The sequence below is a fragment of the Burkholderia sp. 22PA0106 genome (assembly GCF_047497155.1).
GTDB lineage: Bacteria > Pseudomonadota > Gammaproteobacteria > Burkholderiales > Burkholderiaceae > Burkholderia.
The window spans coordinates 1,533,532-1,550,057 of sequence record NZ_CP163163.1; the positions used below are offsets into that span (position 1 = coordinate 1,533,532).

Below are 16,526 nucleotides of genomic sequence, written 5' to 3' on the forward strand. Positions count from 1 at the left end.
TGTTCTTAGCGGTGCGCGGGCGATAACGTTATCGGAAATGCTTGGTTGTCGACACGGGGCGGGCCGCTTAATCTGAACCCGTAGTTCGTGTGACACCTCCTTGACTGGGATTCGCGCCCGCCTTCATGGCGGGCTTTTTTTCGTCGGTACGCCGCGATGGCAGTACCGTCACGAGGCCGCACCGGCGTGCGGCGCCGGCAGCATCTGCAGCGCCGGAGCGGGCGTGCCGAGGCCGGCGCCGGCCGGCATGCCGCCGAGCATCGCAATGCCCACGGCCGGGCCGGCCGCTGCCGCGGCGAACTGCGTGCGCAGGTCGGTGACGTTGCGGCGGAACGCGTCGAGCTGCATCGGCGAGAGCCGGTTGCTGGCGTCGGCCAGCGCGACGATCGGATCGACCGGCTGATCGTCGGCCAGGCGCACCTCGAAATGCAGGTGCGGGCCGGTGGCCGCGCCGGTCATGCCCACCGCGCCGAGCCGCTGCCCCTGCGCGACCTGCATGCCGGCCTTCAGGCCCGGCGCCCAGGCCGACAAGTGCGCGTAGAGCGTCGAGGTGCGATCGGGATGATCAACCACCACATAGCGGCCGTAGCCATGCGGATCGGTGCCGACGAACGCCACCACGCCGTCGGCCGCCGCATTGACGCGCGTGCCGCGCGGCGCGGCCAGATCGACGCCGGTATGAAACAGCCGCAGGTGCGAGATCGGATGGATGCGCACGCCGAACGGCGAGCTGATGCGCGTGGCGATCACCGGCATGGTCAGGGCCGCCGCTTCGAGCGGCGTGCCGTCGAACGTGTAGAACGCGCCGTGGGCGGCGCCGGACGGCTGGAGCCACATCGCGCTGAACTTGCGGCCGGCGATGCGTACGTCGAGCGCCGTCAGTTGCGGGCCTTGCGGCGTGCTCTCCCAGCCGACCCGGTAGCGGTCGCCGGTCAGCGCCGGGGCGTGGGTGCGCATCTGCGCGGGGATCAGGTCGCCGACCTGGATGCGGATCTCGGGCGGCATGTCGAGCTGGCGCATGGTTTGCGAGAAGGTGTGCTCGACCGCACCGACGCGCAGGCCGGTGGCGAGCGGCGCTGCGCCGAACGCGCGGGCGGGCGTGTCGAGCGAGAACGCGTCGGTGGCGTCGCCCAGCAGCGTGGAGCCGGATGCGAAGCGCGAGGCGAACTGGCCGGGCGGCGTGCCGCGTGCCGCGATGGCCGCTTCGAGCTGGTCGGTCACGAAACGCTGCGCGCTCGGGAACGGCGTGGCCGCGAACACGTGCTGCGGTGTGCCGGCCGCGCGCAGGGCGGTGGGCGAAACGGGCTGCGAGATCGCGGGCAGGGTGGCGACCAGGCTGACGGTGGCAAGGGCGCCCAGGGCGCAGGCGGCGGGCATCAGGCGCGCGAACGCGTGCACGCGGGCCGGCCGGGGCGCAACCGGCGCGCCGGCAATGGCGGAAACATCGGAAATCGGGCTCAACGGGCTCCACATCCTCAAAAAGCGGGTTCGGGGCAAACGGGTGTGGGAAAGGGCTGGCTGCGCGACAGGCGCGCGACTCGGCGCGGCCGGGCAGCACTTCGGCAATCGACGCACGGCCGGTGGAGGCGGCCGGGTACGTTCCGTTCGGCCCAACGACGCGGGATGAACCGCTCCGAACGGAGATCCATCGATGAGGGAAAAAAGCCCTGCGGTGAGAATCGACGCTCAGAACATGACAGCGAGAAGTCACGTGCGTTCCGTCAAATCTGGAAATTAATATGGGGTTAGATGAAAATGAGCGAAAGATGCATGATTTTTAAAGAAAACTCTCATTTGACGGGAAGCGGTGCAAATTCATCAATAAGATTGAGAATGATTTGCGTTTGCATTAAATTCGAGGCTTCCCCGGTTTGCGAACCGGCTATCGGATCGTCGGCCTGAGCGTGGTGTCATCGGGCGGGTCCTGTCAGACCAGAGGAGCGCATCGTCATGTTCGACACGATGGATTCGAGGTGGGCGCCCGGGCCGCGCCCGGTGGTGACGATGCGCGCGCGGCGCCCGGCAAACCCCGGCGGCGCGCTGGTGCAGGTGCTGGTGCGGCATCGCGCGATGCTCGTCAATGTCGCGCGCGGCGTGACCGGTTGCGCGAGCCGCGCCGAGGACGTGGTGCACGACGTTCTCGTGCGGCTTGTCGATTTTCCGGGGCAGGACGCGATTCGCCAGCCGCTGGCCTATGTGACGCGGATGGTGCGCAATGCCTCGATCGACGTGTGCCGCCGCCAGTCGCTCGAAACCACCTGGCATGCGGATGAGGCGGCGGGGCTCGACGTGCCGTCGCCCGAGCCGACGCCCGAGGCCACGGCGCTGACGCGCGATACGCTCGCGCGCATGCAGCACGCGCTGGCGCATGTGCCGGCGCGTAGCCGGGCGGCGTTCGAGATGGTGCGGGTGCATGAGGAATCGCTCGCGACGGCGGCCGATGCGCTGGCCGTCTCGCAGACGCTCGTGCATTTCATGGTGCGCGACGTAGTAAGGCACTGTGCCGATTGCCTCGATGCGCTCGATCGCGGCGCGGCGCCGCCGGCGTTCGCGGTCGGAGCGCGGCGGCGTTGAGCGGTGCGGCCTGCATGTGCCGGATTGGCCCGATTGATTCGATCGGCTTGATCCGCCCGATTCACCCGGCCGGCGCGTCGCTCGTTCAAGCGAGCGGCGGCCATTCCCCGCGCAGCATCGCGGCCAGGCAACGCGGATTCGACGGCCAGTACCCGTGCAGGTAGCTGGCGACGATCGACCCGTGCCGATAGATGGCCTCGCCGCGCGCGCCGTCGTCGGGACGCATGGCGACGGCGGCCGGCGTGAGCGGCGTCTGCAGCTTCGAATAATGGAACGTGTGGCCCGTCATGGGCCCGAGCGGCGTATCGAGCCGCTGCATGCCGAGCGCGGTGAAGCGGCGCTGCATCGCGCCCGCGCCGGGCAGCAGGCCCAGCATCGGCGTGGTGACGCCATCGACATCGGTCAGCGTGTCGCATAAATAGAGCAGCCCGCCGCATTCGGCCAGCACGGGCTTGGCCGCCGCGACGTGCGCGGCGATGCCGGCCGCGCTGCGCGTGTTGCCGGCCAGGCGCGCCGCATGCAGTTCGGGATAGCCGCCCGGCAGATAGAGCGCGTCGCAATCGGGCAGCGGTGCGTCGGCCAGCGGCGAGAACGTCGTGACGCGCGCGCCGAGCGCCTCGAGCAGCGCCAGATTGGCCGGATACACGAACGAGAACGCCGCGTCGCGCGCGACCGCCACATGCAGCCCGTCGAGCCGGCGCGGCAAGGGCGCGTCATGCTCGGGTGCGGCAAATACGACGGGAGGCGGCAGCGCGGCGAGCGCCGTCCGGGCGAGCGCATCGGCGGCGCGCTCGAGGCGAGCGTCGAGATCGTCGATGTCGCCGGCCTGATGCAGGCCCAGATGCCGTTCGGGCAACGCGATGGCCGCATCGGTCGGCAGATGGCCGAGCCAGCGGATGTCGTCGGGCAGCGCGGCCTGCAGCAATGTTGCGTGCCGTGCCGAGCCGACGCGGTTCGCCAGCACGCCGTGGAACGGCAGTTCCGGCCGGAACCGCGCGAGGCCGAACGCGAGCGCGCCGAACGTCTGCGCCATCGATTTCGCCGAAATCACCGCGGCCACCGGCACGCCGAAGCGGCAGGCCAGATCGGCGCTGCTCGGCGTGCCGTCGTACAGCCCCATCGCGCCTTCGATCAGGATCAGGTCGGCCTCGGCCGCCGCGCGCGCGAGCAGGGCGCGGCAGCCGGCCTCGCCCACCATGCCCAGATCGAGCGAGTACACGGGCGCGCCGCTCGCGCGTTCCAGGATCATCGGATCGAGGAAATCGGGGCCGGTCTTGAACACGCGCACGCGCCGGCCGAGCCGCCGGTGCAGCCGCGCGAGGCCGGCCGTGACCGAGGTCTTGCCCTGCCCGGAGCCGCCCGCGCTCAAAAACAGCGCGGGGCACGCCAGCATGCCGGCCGTCACGCTCAGAATTCCACGCCGGGCTGCGCCTTCACGCCCTGTTCGCGATACGGGTGCTTGACGAGCCGCATCTCGGTGACGAGATCGGCGGCCTCGATCAGCGCGTCGGGCGCGTGGCGGCCGGTCACCACCACATGCAGCGACGGCGCGCGCGCGCTCAGCACGGCCAGCACCTCGTCGAGCGGCAGGTAGTCGTACTTGAGCACGGTGTTCAGCTCGTCGAGGATCACCATCCGGTATTCACCGCTGTCGATCATGCGGCGCGCCTCGTCCCAGCCTTTGCGAGCGGTGGCGATGTCCTTCTCGCGATCCTGCGTGTTCCAGGTGTAGCCGTCGCCCATCGTCACGAAATCGCATTCGGCGAACGTGTTGAGCAGGTCGCGCTCGGCCGTGTGCAGCGCGCCCTTGATGAACTGCACCACGCCGAGCCTCATGCCGTGGCCGAGCACGCGCACGGCCATGCCGAATGCGGCGGTGCTCTTGCCCTTGCCGTTGCCGGTGTTGACGATCAGCAGGCCCTTCTCGGCGGTGGCCGCGGCCTGCTTCTTCTCGTGGCCGGCGCGGCGGCGTTCGGTCATGCGCTGATGCGATTCGGGATCGGTCTTCATCGGGTGTCGGTCCTTCGGGGTTCGGAATTCGGGGCAAGCAAGGGGAGGGGCGGGCTCAGGCCGGCCCGGCGATCGCGACCGTCACGCCATCGACGATCGTTTTCGGCACCAGCAGCCGGCCCTGCGGCGCGGCGGCCAGCGCGCACGGCTCGCACACGCCGTCGATGCCGAAGCGCGTCTGCACGGCGGATGGACGGCGCGGGCCGGTTGCGGGATCGGTATCGACATCGTCGCGAGGCGCATCGAACGCTTGGGGTGCTTCAGATGCTTCAAGCGCTGGCATGCGCGCCGCGATCGCCTCGCGCGGGATCGCCCGCAGCGGCCAGCCATGACGCTCGCAGCATGCGACCAGGCCCGGCTCGCCGGCTTTTGCGTCGAGCGTGGCGACGCAGGCGATGTGCGCGCGCGACGCGGCCTCGTGGCCGTAAAGCGCGCCGAGGCGCGCGAGCGCGGCGTCGATGGCGGCGTCGATCGCCTCGGCGGGGCGGCCGGCGCGGCAGCCGACGCCGACGGCGAGACGCCATGCGTGCGGGGCGTGGTCCGGAGCGGAACGGGTCATGCGGTGTCGATCAAGAATGCGGTAGCGATGCGGGTTCGCGCGGCGTGCGTCCCTCGCGAACGCCGCGTCGGGCGGGCCGAGGCCCGCCGCTTGCGTCGGCCGGTATCCGGGCTGGCCGCCTCGGGCCGACGCCTTCCCGCCGCGAGCGGCAGTGGCTGTGGTCGGCCCGTGCGAGCGCTTGCGCGCGTCGCCGGCGGCGTACCGTTGCGGGGACAGCACAGGCTGTGCGGCTCGCGCCGCGCCCTGTTTCCCGTTTAACCGCCACCGCGAACGCGGGGGCGGGCACCGAACGCGCGCATACGATAGCACAGCGGTTCCGGGCGGCTTGCGGCTGGTTTTCAGGCCGTCGCTGGGCGGTTGTCGGACTGGCGCCCGCCGGCTTCCGGCTCGTCGGCGGCCGGAAGCCGGCCGTCCGTGTGCCGCTCCGCACCTCGCTCGGTCCCGCCCGACGCCGCTCTGATCGGACACCGTTCCGGCTCGACACCGCGCCCACCCTACGCCGTTTCCGCCTGACGCCGCCGTTCCCGCCCGATGCCGTTCCTGCCCGATGCCGTGCCCACTCGACGCTGCGCCCACCCGACGCTGCGCCCACCCGACGCCGTTCCCACCTGATGTCGCACCCACCTGACGCCGTTCCCACCCGATGCCGTTCCCACCCGATGCCGTTCCCACCCGACGTCGCACTCGCCCGACACTGCCCCCACCCGACATCGTTCCGGCCCCGCCAGCCACCCCGCGTTGCCTTGACGCGTTCCGACGCGACGCCTACACTCGCACGCGTTTTGGTGCTCGCGTGCGGATTCCTGCGCACGCAGTTGAACGGGAAACAGGAGGCCTCGCCGCGACGCGGACGGCGCCCGCCTGTGCTGCCCCCGCAACGGTCAAGCGAATGCATCGCGAACGCGATGCGAGGCCCGCTTCACCGCGCGTCGAAGCTTTCGATGCGCGGCTCGGCCACTGGATGCGAACCGCGTCCGGGAAGGCGAAGCGGCGCTGTCGTCAGCCCGGATACCGGCCAGAACCACGGGACGGCCGCGCGCCGGCGGTCCCGAAACGGGGCGCGCCGCGGGTGGCGGCGCCGAGCCCCAGCCAGCCGTCGCGGCTGGCGCGGCCACCGGCATGCGCAGCGGCGCGGCCCGGCCGTGCCGCGCCCGGCGGCGCACGCCATCGATGCCAGACATCCAGACAGACTCTCCGACGGACGACTTCCCATGCAAATGCGCAAAATTCCCGTAACCGTGGTGACGGGCTTCCTTGGCAGCGGCAAGACCACGCTGCTGCGTCACATCCTCGAAAACGCCTCGGGCCGCCGCATCGCGGTGATCGTCAACGAGTTCGGCGAACTCGGCATCGACGGCGAGATCCTGAAGGGCTGCAACATCGGTTGCGAGGAAGGTGCGGAAGCGGCCGGCCAGCTCTACGAACTGGCCAACGGCTGCCTGTGCTGCACGGTGCAGGAGGAGTTCTATCCGGTCATGGAAGCGCTGGTCGAGCGCCGCGAGCAGATCGACCACGTGCTGATCGAAACCTCGGGCCTCGCGCTGCCGAAGCCGCTAGTGCAGGCCTTCAACTGGCCGTCGATCAAGAACAGCTTCACGTGCGACGCGGTGATCACGGTGGTGGACGGCCCGGCCACGGCGGCCGGCCAGTTCGCCGAGGATGTCGATGCCGTCGACGCGCAGCGCCGCGCCGATCCGAACCTCGACCACGAATCGCCGCTGCACGAGCTGTTCGCCGATCAACTGTCGTCGGCCGACCTGGTGATCGTCAACAAGACCGACCTGCTCGACGCGAGCCAGTTCGAGGCCGTCGAGGCGACGATCCGCGAGGAAGTGCCGGCGCACGTCAAGATCGTGCGCGCGCAGCGCGGCGAACTGGACCTGGCCACGCTGATCGGCCTGAACGCGGCCTCCGAGGACACCATCCACCTGCGCCACGATCATCACGGCTCGGCCGAGGACGCCGATCACCATCACGACGAGTTCGACTCGGTGGTGGTGGAGGCGCGCGTCAGCTCGCGCGAGGCGACCATCGCCGCGCTGCGCGCGCTGGTGGATCAGCACACGATCTACCGCGTCAAGGGCTTCGCGGCGCTGCCCGACACGCCGATGCGGCTCGTGATCCAGGGCGTGGGCGGCCGTTTCGACAGCTACTTCGACCGCAAGCTCCAGGACGGCGAGGGCGGCGCGAGCCGCTTCGTGCTGATCGGCGAGGATCTCGACGCGGCCGAACTGCAGCGCGCGTTCGTGGCCGCGCTCGGCACGGCCGTGCAGGCCGCCTGACGAGGCCGGCCGAACGATGCATTTGCTGCGCACCACGCCCGGCGGTTTCGTCGACGACACGCAGGGCGTGATCCGGATCGATCAGCAGCCGGCCGAGATCGTGATTCTCAGCTCGGCCGACACCACGCTGTCGCTGCTGGCCAGCGCGGTGCCGCTGCTCGGCGCGGGTTTCCCGAGCGTGCGGCTCGCCAACGTCACGTTCCTGCGCCAGCCGGCGTCGGTCGATTTCTACCTCGACGACGTGCTCCAGCACGCGCGTGTGGTGGTGATCGACCATCTCGGCGGCGAGGCCTACTGGCCGTACGGGATCGAGCAGGCGGTGGCGCTGGCCCAACGGCGCGGCCAGCAACTGGCGATGTTCTCGGGCGATCTGCAGGAAGATCCGAACCTGATCGCCAAGAGCACCGTCGATCCGGCGCTGTGCCGCCAATGGTGGCGCTATCTGCGCGAGGGCGGCGCGTTCAACGCGCAGGCGCTGTTGCGCAGCATCGCGTTCCACGCGCTCGGCCACGGCGAGGAACCGGCGCCGCCGCGTCCGCTGCCGGCCGCCGCGCTGTACCACCCGGCCAGCGAGCCGGCCACCCTCGACGATTGGCGCGCGCGCTGGACGCCCGGCGCGCCGGTGGCGGCGATCCTGTTCTACAAGGCGCATTGGCAGGCCGCCAACACGGCCGTGTTCGATGCGCTGATCGAGGCGCTCGAACGCGACGGGCTCAACCCGCTGCCGATCGCCGTCACCTCGCTGAAGGACGCCGTGAGCCGCGAGGTGATCGCGCGGCTGTGCGCGTCCGAGCGCGTTGCGCTGGTGCTCAACACCACGGCGTTCGCGGCCGGGGCGATCGACGCGCCGGCCGCCGTCGAACTGGCCGGCGACGCGCCCGTGCTGCAGGTGATCCTGTCGGGCGGCAACCGCGAGGCGTGGCTGGCCGATCCGCAGGGGCTGCATGCGCGCGACATCGCGATGCACGTGGCGCTGCCCGAAGTGGACGGGCGCATCGTCACGCGTGCGGTCAGCTTCAAGGGGCTGGCCTACCGCTGCCCGCATACCGAGGTGGATGTGGTGCGCTATCAGCCCGACACGGAGCGCATCGCGTTCGTGTCGGAGTTGAGCCGCCGCTGGTGCCGGCTGCGCACCGAGCCGAATCCGGGCAAGCGGCTCGCGCTGGTGCTGGCCAACTATCCGATGAGCGAAGGGCGGATCGGCAACGGCGTGGGGCTCGATACGCCGGCCTCGGCGCTCGGCATCCTGGGCGCGCTCGGTGCGGCCGGTTATACGCTTAAAGGCGCGTTGCCCGAATCGGGCGATGCGCTGATCGCGCGGCTGACCGACGGCGTGACCAACGACGCCGATGCGAGCGCGCTGCGCCCGGCGTTCCAGAGCCTCGCGATGGCGGCCTACCGGCAGCGCTACGACCGGCTGCCGGCCGAGGTGCGCGAGGCGATCGAGGCGCGCTGGGGCACGCCCGAGCAGGAGCCGGCGCTGCGTCACGGGCGCTTTCCGATCGCGGGCTGGCGCTGCGGCAACGTGTTCGTCGGCATCCAGCCGGCGCGCACGCGCGAGGCCAACGATTACGCCAGCTATCACGACGCCGAGATCGTGCCGCCGCACGCCTATCTGGCGTTCTATTTCTGGTTGCGCGATGCGTTCGCGATCGACGCGGTGGTCCACGTCGGCAAGCACGGCAATCTCGAATGGCTGCCGGGCAAGAGCGTGGCGCTGTCCGAGTCGTGCTGGCCGGATTTGATCCTCGGCCCGCTGCCGCATCTGTATCCGTTCATCGTCAACGATCCGGGCGAGGGCAGCCAGGCCAAGCGCCGCGCCCAGGCCGTGATCGTCGATCACCTGATGCCGCCGCTCACGCGCGCCGAGAACTACGGGCCGCTGCAGGATCTGGAGCGGCAGGTCGACGAGTATTACGACGCGCTGATGGTGGACGCGCGGCGCGCCAAACTGCTGCGCAAGACGATCCTCGACACCATCGTCGAGCATCGGCTGCATGAAGAACTGAGCCTTGCCGCGCCGTCGGGCCGCGATGACGAGGACGCGCTGCTCACGCGCGTCGACGCCTGGCTTTGCGAACTGAAGGAAGCGCAGATCCGCGACGGGCTGCACACGTTCGGCCGCTCGCCCGAGGGGCGGCAGCGCCGCGACACGCTGCTCGCGCTCGCGCGCTTTCCGGTGGGCGACGGCCTCGGCGCAAACGCCGGCCTGATCGCGGCGCTGGCGCGCGACCTGCAACTGGGCGCGGCGTTCGATCCGCTCGCGGCCGACTGGGCCGCGGCGTGGGACGGCCCGCGCCCGGCCGAACTGCTGGAGGTTGATGCGACGCCGTGGCGGCATGCGGGCGATACGCGCGAGCGGCTGGAATTGTTCGCGCAGCGGCTGGTGGCGGGACTGGATGACGGGTTGGCCGTGGCGGGTGGCGGGGATGATGGAACGGCGGAAACCGCCGAAACCGCCGCAGCCTCCCGCGCTGCACTCGCCGCGCTGCACGCACACCCGACGCGCTGGCCGCTCACGCTGGCTGTGCTGTCGCGCATCGCCGGCGATCTCGCGCCGCGCCTCGACGCTTGCGGCGCCGACGAACTCGGCCATCTGCTGCGCGGCCTCGACGGCCGCTTCGTGCCGCCGGGGCCGAGCGGCGCGCCGTCGCGCGGCCGCCCCGACGTGCTGCCGACCGGCCGCAATTTCTATTCGGTCGACACGCGCGCGGTGCCCACCCAGGCGGCCTGGACGCTCGGCATGAAATCGGCGCATCAACTGGTGGAGCGCCACCTGCAGGAGCACGGCGACTACCCGCGCGCGGTGGGCCTGTCGGTGTGGGGCACGGCCACCATGCGCACCGGCGGCGACGACATCGCGCAGGCCTTCGCGCTGATCGGCGTGCGGCCGAAATGGGCGCACGGCAGCCATCGCGTGACCGATTTCGAGATCCTGCCGATCGAGATTTTCGACCGGCCGCGCATCGACGTGACGCTGCGCGTGTCGGGTTTCTTCCGCGATGCGTTCGCCAACCTGATGCATCTGTTCGACGCGGCCGTGCAGGCCGTGGCCGAACTCGACGAGCCGGCGCATCAGAACCCGATCCGTGCGCGCGTGCTGCGCGACGCCGAGGCGCTGGCCGCCAGCGGCGTGGCCGCCGCCGAAGCGCGTCGCCGGGCCGGCTGGCGCGTGTTCGGCGCGCGGCCGGGCAGCTATGGCGCGGGCCTGCAGGATCTGATCGATCAGCGCAACTGGCAGACCGACGCCGATCTGGCGCAGGCCTATCAAGCCTGGGGCGGCTACGCGTACGCGCAGAACAGCGCCGGCGAGGCCGCGCAGGACGCGTTCGGCGCGCGGCTCGCGACCATCGACGCGGTGGTGCAGAACCAGGACAACCGCGAGCACGATCTGCTCGACTCGAACGACTACTACCAGTTCCAGGGCGGCATGGCGGCGGCCGTGCGCCATCTGTCGGGGCGTCAGCCGGCGCTGTATCACGGCGATCACAGCCACCCCGACACGCCGCGCATGAACACGCTCAACGAGGAAATCGCGCGCGTGATCCGCTCGCGCGTGGTCAATCCGAAATGGATCGACGGCGTCAAGCGTCACGGCTACAAGGGCGCGGCCGAGCTGGCCGCGACCGTCGATTATCTGTACGGCTATGACGCGACCGCGCGCGTGGTGTCCGATCACCAGTACGCGCTCGTGACCGACGCCTACGTGCACGACGCCGCCACCCGCGCGTTCCTGGAGCGGCACAACCCGCACGCGCTGCACGGCATGTGCGAGCGCCTGCTCGAAGCGATCCAGCGCGGGCTCTGGCAGGAGCCGGGCACGCATCGCGAGCGGATCGAGGCGCACCTGCTCGCAGTGGAACAGCATCTCGAAGGAGCGCGGCGATGAGCCAGCACGACACGCATCCCGGCGGCCTGCCGCCGTTTCCGTTCAGCGCCCTGATCGGGCAGGCCGATCTGCAACAGGCGCTGCTGCTGGCGGCGGTCGATCCGGCGCTCGGCGGCGTGCTGGTCAGCGGGCCGCGCGGCACCGCCAAATCGACGGCCGCGCGTGCGCTGGCCGAACTGCTGCCCGAGGGGCGCTTCGTGACGCTGCCGCTCGGCGCGTCCGACGAGCAGGTCACGGGCACGCTCGATCTGGCCGGCGCGCTCGGCGAGAACGCGGTGCGGTTCGCGCCGGGGCTGCTGGCGCGTGCGCATCGGGGCGTGCTGTACGTGGACGAGGTCAACCTGCTGGCCGACGGGCTGGTCGACGTGCTGCTCGATGCGGCTGCGAGCGGCGTCAACACCGTCGAGCGCGACGGCATCTCGCACACGCACGCGGCGCGCTTCGCGCTGATCGGCACGATGAATCCGGAGGAGGGCGAGCTGCGCCCGCAGTTGCTCGACCGCTTCGGCCTGATGGTGGAACTGGCCAATTGCCGCGATGCCGGCGAACGGCAGCGGATCGTCAAGGCGCGGCTCGCGTTCGATCTCGATCCGCACGGTTTTCGCGCAGCGTACGAGGCCGAACAGGCCGTGCTGGCAGCGCGCATTCACCGCGCACGCGAGGCGTTGCCGGCAGTCGCCATCGACGATGCGGTGCATGCCCGCGTGGCCGCGTTGTGCATCGAGGCCGCGGTCGACGGGCTGCGCGCCGATCTCGTGATGCTGCGCGCGGCACGCGCGCTGGCCGCGTTCGAGGGCGATGCGGCTGTCGATGCGGCGCATGTCGAGCGCGTGGCCGAGGCGGTGCTGCGGCATCGCCGGACGGTGCCCCCGTCACCGCAGCAGCCGCCGAGCGATTCGGGCGAGTCCTCCGGGTCGTCCGGTCCGTCCGGTTCGTCGCCCGATTCTCCCGCTCAAATCCCCGGCGACGTTTCGCAAGACGGCGATTGGGGCTATCTGCCGCCCGAGCCAGTCGGCCTGGTGCCGGTGAAGGGCGTGATCCCGCTGCCGTCAAAAAAAGCCTGAGCCATCGGACGCATGCCCCCGCCGCGATCGGCAGCGGGGTTCGATGGCAGCACGGCGCTACCCCTGCACCGCGAGAACGTGGCCTGCCCGGCACGCGCATCGCGTGGCCGGCCACGCTCGCGGCCCGGCGCGGTGCGCCGCTGGCCGTCGATCACTTGCGGTTCCGCCCGCGTGCCGGTACGCCGCGCGCGTTCCATTGTTTCGTGCTCGATTGCTCGGCCTCGATGCTCGACGGCGGCCGGCTCGCGCGCGCCAAGGGCTTGCTGGTGGGGCTGTTCGATGCGGCCGCGCGCGAGCGCGCCGAGGTGGCGCTGATCTGCTTCGGCGCGGGCGGGGCGGTACGCCGTTTCGGGCCGGCCGTGCCGCGCTGGTGGAACGAGCGCTGGCTCGAACCGGTGGCGGGCGGAGGCGGCACGCCGCTCACGCTCGGCATCGATGCGGCCGCTGCCTTGCTCGCGCAGGTCGCGCGCCGCCGGCCTGGCGCTGCGCGCACGCTCTGGCTGCTGACCGACGGCCGTACCGACGAAGCGCCGGGCCGCCCGGCGCAGGCCGACGCGGCGCGGATCGTCGATTTCGACGATGCGGCCGTGCGGCTTGGCCGCGCCGCGCGGTTGGCGCAGCGGTGGGGCGCGGAGTGCTGCCTGCCGGACGATTTGCTGCTTCGATGAGCCGCCGCTTTTTTTAGCTTTGAATCGCAACTAACGGTCCGCCGTTCTTGCGCCCGGCCTTCCATTTCGGTGGCTTCGACACAATCCGTCAGTTTTGACCAACCCCTGGGCTTGCAGGCAGAGGCTTCTGTATCCGATCCGAGCCCTGTCTACCGTCCGCCGTCCACTATCCATCGCCCACGGCCCGCCGTCCCGTCCTCGTATCCGTCCGACGTCCCCCGTCGTCTCGTCTCCCGTCCCCGTCACAACCCGCGCGCCACGCGCTGCGCCAGCGTGGTCAGATCGACCAGCAGCCGCGTTTCGCGACGCGCGTCGAGCCGGTCCACCGGCACGCTGGTGCTGACCGCGATCCGCTTGCCGGCCTGCGACACGCCCACGAACACGGCCAGGCACGCCAGCCCGGTGCAGGCCTCCTCGCGCTCGATCGCGTAGCCGCGCTCGCGCACCTCGGCCAGCGCCGCGATCAGGTCGGCGCGCCTGGTCAGCGAATGCTCGGTCAGCGCGCGCAGCCGGGGCGGCACGATCATCTGCGCGGTTTCGTCGGACAGGCTCGCGAGCAGCGCCTTGCCGAGCGCCGAGCAATGCGCGGGCAGCCGCGAGCCGATATCGGAGACGAGCCGCACCGCGCGCGACGGGTCCTCGCGCGCCAGATACACCACCTCGGCGCGGTCGAGCACGGCCATCTGCACGGCCTCGTTGTGCTTCGCGACGAACCACGCGGCCTCGCGGCGAAACGCGTCGAGCGTGAAATCGGCCAGCAGGTAGGTGCTGCCGATCTCGAACAGCGCCACGCCGATCGCGTAGCCGTCGCCGCTCTTGACGAGCCATTGCCGCCGCTCCAGCGCGTCGAGCGTCAGATACAGCGTGCTGCGCGGCATGCCGGTGAGCGTCAGCAGATCCTTGGCGGAGGTCGGGCGGCGGGTGGCTTTCAGCGCATCGAGAATGTCGTGCACGCGAGCGATGGCAGGCACGTCGGTGAGCTTGTCGGGCATGCGGGCCTCGGCGGGTTGGCGAATGAACGGCGGTGTCGAATCCAGCAGGCTGGATTATAGGTCGTCCTGTTGGACAGCTTCGGTGCATCGCCCGTAGCATCGTCGGCATTCCACAACGAGGAGACAGACATGACCCATCCCGCCGAGCAGGACCCGATCGCCGCATTCCTGCCCGCCGATCTCGACGACGCGCTGCTGATCGGCCGCGTCTGGCGCAAGACGGCGGCGTTCGAAGGCCCGTGCGTGGTCGCGGTGCGCGGCGGCGAGGTGTTCGACATCACGGCGTTCGCCCCGACCACCGCCGACCTGTTCGATCTGCCCGATCCGGCCGGGGCCGCCCGCCGCGCCGAAGGCGAACGGCTCGGCACGGCGCGCGAGCTGCTGGCCGCGCAGTTCGGCGAGCACCCGGATCACGCCGCGCCCGCCATCCGCCTGCTCGCGCCGTGCGACGTGCAGGCGATCAAGGCCTGCGGCGTGACGTTCGCGGTCAGCCTGATCGAGCGGGTGATCGAAGAACAGGCGGGCGGCGACGCGGCCCGCGCCGTCGAGTTGCGCGCCACCATCCAGCAGGCGATCGGCGCGGATCTCTCGCAGATCGAACCCGGCTCCGACGCGGCGATGCGCCTGAAGGCGGCGTTGCAGGCGCGCGGTGTCTGGTCGCAATACCTCGAAGTCGGCATCGGCCCCGACGCCGAGGTGTTCACGAAATCGCAGCCGATGTCGTCGGTGGGCTTCGGCAGCGAGGTCGGCCTGCTGCCGATCTCCACCTGGAACAACCCGGAGCCGGAAGTGGTGCTGGCCGTCAATGCGGCGGGCCAGGCGGTGGGGGCGACGCTCGGCAACGACGTCAACCTGCGCGATGTCGAGGGCCGCTCGGCGCTGCTGCTCGGCAAGTGCAAGGACAACAACGCGTCGTGTTCGATCGGGCCGTTCGTGCGGCTGTTCGACGGCGGTTTCACGATCGACACGGTGCGCGGCGCTTCGGTCGGCCTGCGCATCGAGGGCGAGGACGGCTTCGTGCTCGACGGCGTCAGCCACATGAGCGAGATCAGCCGCGATCCGCTCGACCTGGTCGCGCAGACGCACGGCGCGCATCACCAATACCCGGACGGCTTCATGCTGTTCCTCGGCACGATGTTCTCGCCGATCCAGGATCGCGACGAGGCCGGCGCGGGCTTCACGCATCACCTCGGCGATCGCGTGACGATCTCGACCGCCTCGCTCGGCGCGCTGGTCAATCGCGTGTCGTTGTGCACCGAGGTGGCGCCGTGGGAATTCGGCACGCGCGCGCTGTATCGCAATCTGGCGGCGCGCGGGCTGTTGCGTTGAGGCGTTGATGCGTTGAAGGATGCGGCGAGACCGCGCGTTACACGCCGGCGTACGCGTCGGCGATGGCCTGGCCGGCCGCGTCGAGGTCCACCGGGTAGTTGAGCTGTTCGAGCGCGCCGCCGTACGCGACGATGTTCGCGTGCACGGCGTCCTCGGCCGCGCGCAGGCCGGTGTGGTCGAGGCGCACGATGCGCCGGGCCAGCGGGCCGGGGCCGGGCGCGAGTTCCACGCCGTGCCGGCGCGCATGCGCGATCAGCGCCGTCGCTTCCACGCCGGGCGGCACCGGCGCGGCGGTGACGAGTGCCGAGGCGGCGTCGTCGCGCGCGATCGCGGGCGGCACGCCGAGCGCCCGCAGCGCGGCGCGGCAGGCCTGCGCGGCCTGCGCATGGCGCGCGACGGTCTGCGCGATGCCTTCGGCCTCGATCCGGTCGAGCGCCGCTTCCAGCGCCCAGAACTCCAGCGGCGGCGGCGTGCCCGGCAATTCGCCGCGGCCGCAGTCGAGCCAGTCGCGGCGCAGGCGCGTCAACGACAGGTTCGAGGTGGCCAGCGGCGTCTGCGCGACATGCGGCTCGGCCGCCTCCAGATGCGCCCAGGCACGTGCGCCGAGCGCCACCGCCGACACGCCGGCCGGCCCTGCCAACGCCTTCTGCGGGCCGATCACGGCGATATCCACGCCGAGTGCGTCGAGTTCGAGCGGATGGCCGCCCACCGACGCCACCGCATCCACCACCAGCAGCGCGCCGCGCGAGCGCGCCAGCGCGGCCAGCGCCGCCAGCGGATTGAGCACGCCGGTGGCGGGCTCCGCATGCACGGCGGCCACCAGGTCGAGCTGGCCGAGGCCGTCGGCGCATGCGGCCACCGCTTCGATCGCGATCGCCTGACCCGGTTCGGCCAGCACCTCGTGCACGGTCGCACCGCCACGTCGCAACCAGGCGCCGAACGCCGCGCCGTGCGGGCCGCTCACCACGTTCAATGCGACCAGCCCCGGATACGCCACGCCGGCTGCCACGGCTTCCAGTGCGAGCTTGGCCTCGGCCGGCACGAACACCACGTCGGCGGCGGTCGCCAGCAGATGCTTGAGGCGGTCGGCCAGCCGTGCGTAACCGTGATGCGGATAGCGGGGCGGATCGAGCAGGGAACGGGGATCGAGGCGAATCAT

At 71.1% G+C, this 16,526-nt stretch carries 12 protein-coding genes and 2 riboswitches; of the genes, 6 read left to right on the forward strand and 6 right to left on the reverse strand.

Annotated features, from left to right (window positions below):
- Positions 1 to 168 precede the first annotated feature (168 nt).
- Complete coding sequence (locus AB4850_RS21785; protein WP_414445056.1) at positions 169 to 1,473, reverse strand: M23 family metallopeptidase; 1,305 nt, start codon at positions 1,471 to 1,473, stop codon at positions 169 to 171.
- A 477-nt stretch (positions 1,474 to 1,950) separates the two neighbouring features.
- Here AB4850_RS21785 and AB4850_RS21790 point away from each other — a divergent pair, with 477 nt between their 5' ends.
- Entirely contained in the window at positions 1,951 to 2,574 is a 624-nt protein-coding gene (locus AB4850_RS21790) for an RNA polymerase factor sigma-70 (protein ID WP_414445057.1), read from the forward strand.
- A gap of 85 nt (positions 2,575 to 2,659) precedes the next feature.
- On the opposite strand, the gene AB4850_RS21795 is transcribed toward AB4850_RS21790, so the two are convergent.
- The 3 genes from AB4850_RS21795 to AB4850_RS21805 are packed head-to-tail and all read right to left on the reverse strand — an operon-like array spanning position 2,660 to position 5,143.
- Positions 2,660 to 3,967, reverse strand: a complete 1,308-nt coding sequence (locus tag AB4850_RS21795) for a cobyrinate a,c-diamide synthase (protein ID WP_414445577.1) — start codon at positions 3,965 to 3,967, stop codon at positions 2,660 to 2,662.
- 14 nt (positions 3,968 to 3,981) lie between these two features.
- The gene (gene cobO / locus AB4850_RS21800) at positions 3,982 to 4,584 is read right to left on the reverse strand and encodes a cob(I)yrinic acid a,c-diamide adenosyltransferase (protein ID WP_414445058.1); all 603 of its coding nucleotides are present in this window, start codon (positions 4,582 to 4,584) and stop codon (positions 3,982 to 3,984) included.
- A 55-nt stretch (positions 4,585 to 4,639) separates the two neighbouring features.
- A complete protein-coding gene (locus tag AB4850_RS21805; protein WP_414445059.1) occupies positions 4,640 to 5,143 on the reverse strand; it encodes a cobalamin biosynthesis protein in 504 nt (167 codons plus the stop codon).
- A 79-nt stretch (positions 5,144 to 5,222) separates the two neighbouring features.
- Positions 5,223 to 5,448: riboswitch (cobalamin riboswitch) on the reverse strand.
- Between the two features lie 461 nt (positions 5,449 to 5,909).
- Positions 5,910 to 6,178, forward strand: a riboswitch (cobalamin riboswitch).
- 176 nt (positions 6,179 to 6,354) lie between these two features.
- Here AB4850_RS21805 and cobW point away from each other — a divergent pair.
- From cobW to AB4850_RS21825, 4 genes are all read left to right on the forward strand, one after another.
- Entirely contained in the window at positions 6,355 to 7,425 is a 1,071-nt protein-coding gene (gene cobW, locus AB4850_RS21810) for a cobalamin biosynthesis protein CobW (RefSeq protein ID WP_414445060.1), read from the forward strand.
- Between the two features lie 16 nt (positions 7,426 to 7,441).
- Positions 7,442 to 11,314 carry a cobaltochelatase subunit CobN gene (gene cobN / locus AB4850_RS21815; RefSeq protein WP_414445061.1) on the forward strand — a complete coding sequence of 1,291 codons (3,873 nt, stop codon included), beginning with the start codon at positions 7,442 to 7,444 and terminating at the stop codon, positions 11,312 to 11,314.
- A complete protein-coding gene (locus AB4850_RS21820) occupies positions 11,311 to 12,378 on the forward strand; it encodes an ATP-binding protein (RefSeq protein ID WP_414445062.1) in 1,068 nt (355 codons plus the stop codon). The genes cobN and AB4850_RS21820 overlap by 4 nt, the downstream gene beginning before the upstream one ends.
- Before the next feature lie 83 nt (positions 12,379 to 12,461).
- Positions 12,462 to 13,046 (forward strand): magnesium chelatase, encoded by a 585-nt coding sequence (locus AB4850_RS21825; RefSeq protein WP_414445578.1) that lies wholly within the window; start codon positions 12,462 to 12,464, stop codon positions 13,044 to 13,046.
- A gap of 242 nt (positions 13,047 to 13,288) precedes the next feature.
- On the opposite strand, the gene AB4850_RS21830 is transcribed toward AB4850_RS21825, so the two are convergent.
- On the reverse strand, positions 13,289 to 14,038 hold the full coding sequence (locus AB4850_RS21830; protein WP_414445063.1) for an IclR family transcriptional regulator: 750 nt from the start codon (positions 14,036 to 14,038) through the stop codon (positions 13,289 to 13,291).
- Between the two features lie 129 nt (positions 14,039 to 14,167).
- Between AB4850_RS21830 and AB4850_RS21835 the strand changes: the two genes are divergently transcribed.
- Positions 14,168 to 15,367, forward strand: a complete 1,200-nt coding sequence (locus tag AB4850_RS21835; RefSeq protein WP_414445064.1) for a fumarylacetoacetate hydrolase family protein — start codon at positions 14,168 to 14,170, stop codon at positions 15,365 to 15,367.
- A 37-nt stretch (positions 15,368 to 15,404) separates the two neighbouring features.
- Here AB4850_RS21835 and AB4850_RS21840 read toward each other — a convergent pair whose 3' ends face one another.
- Complete coding sequence (locus AB4850_RS21840) at positions 15,405 to 16,526, reverse strand: pyridoxal-phosphate-dependent aminotransferase family protein (RefSeq protein WP_414445065.1); 1,122 nt, start codon at positions 16,524 to 16,526, stop codon at positions 15,405 to 15,407.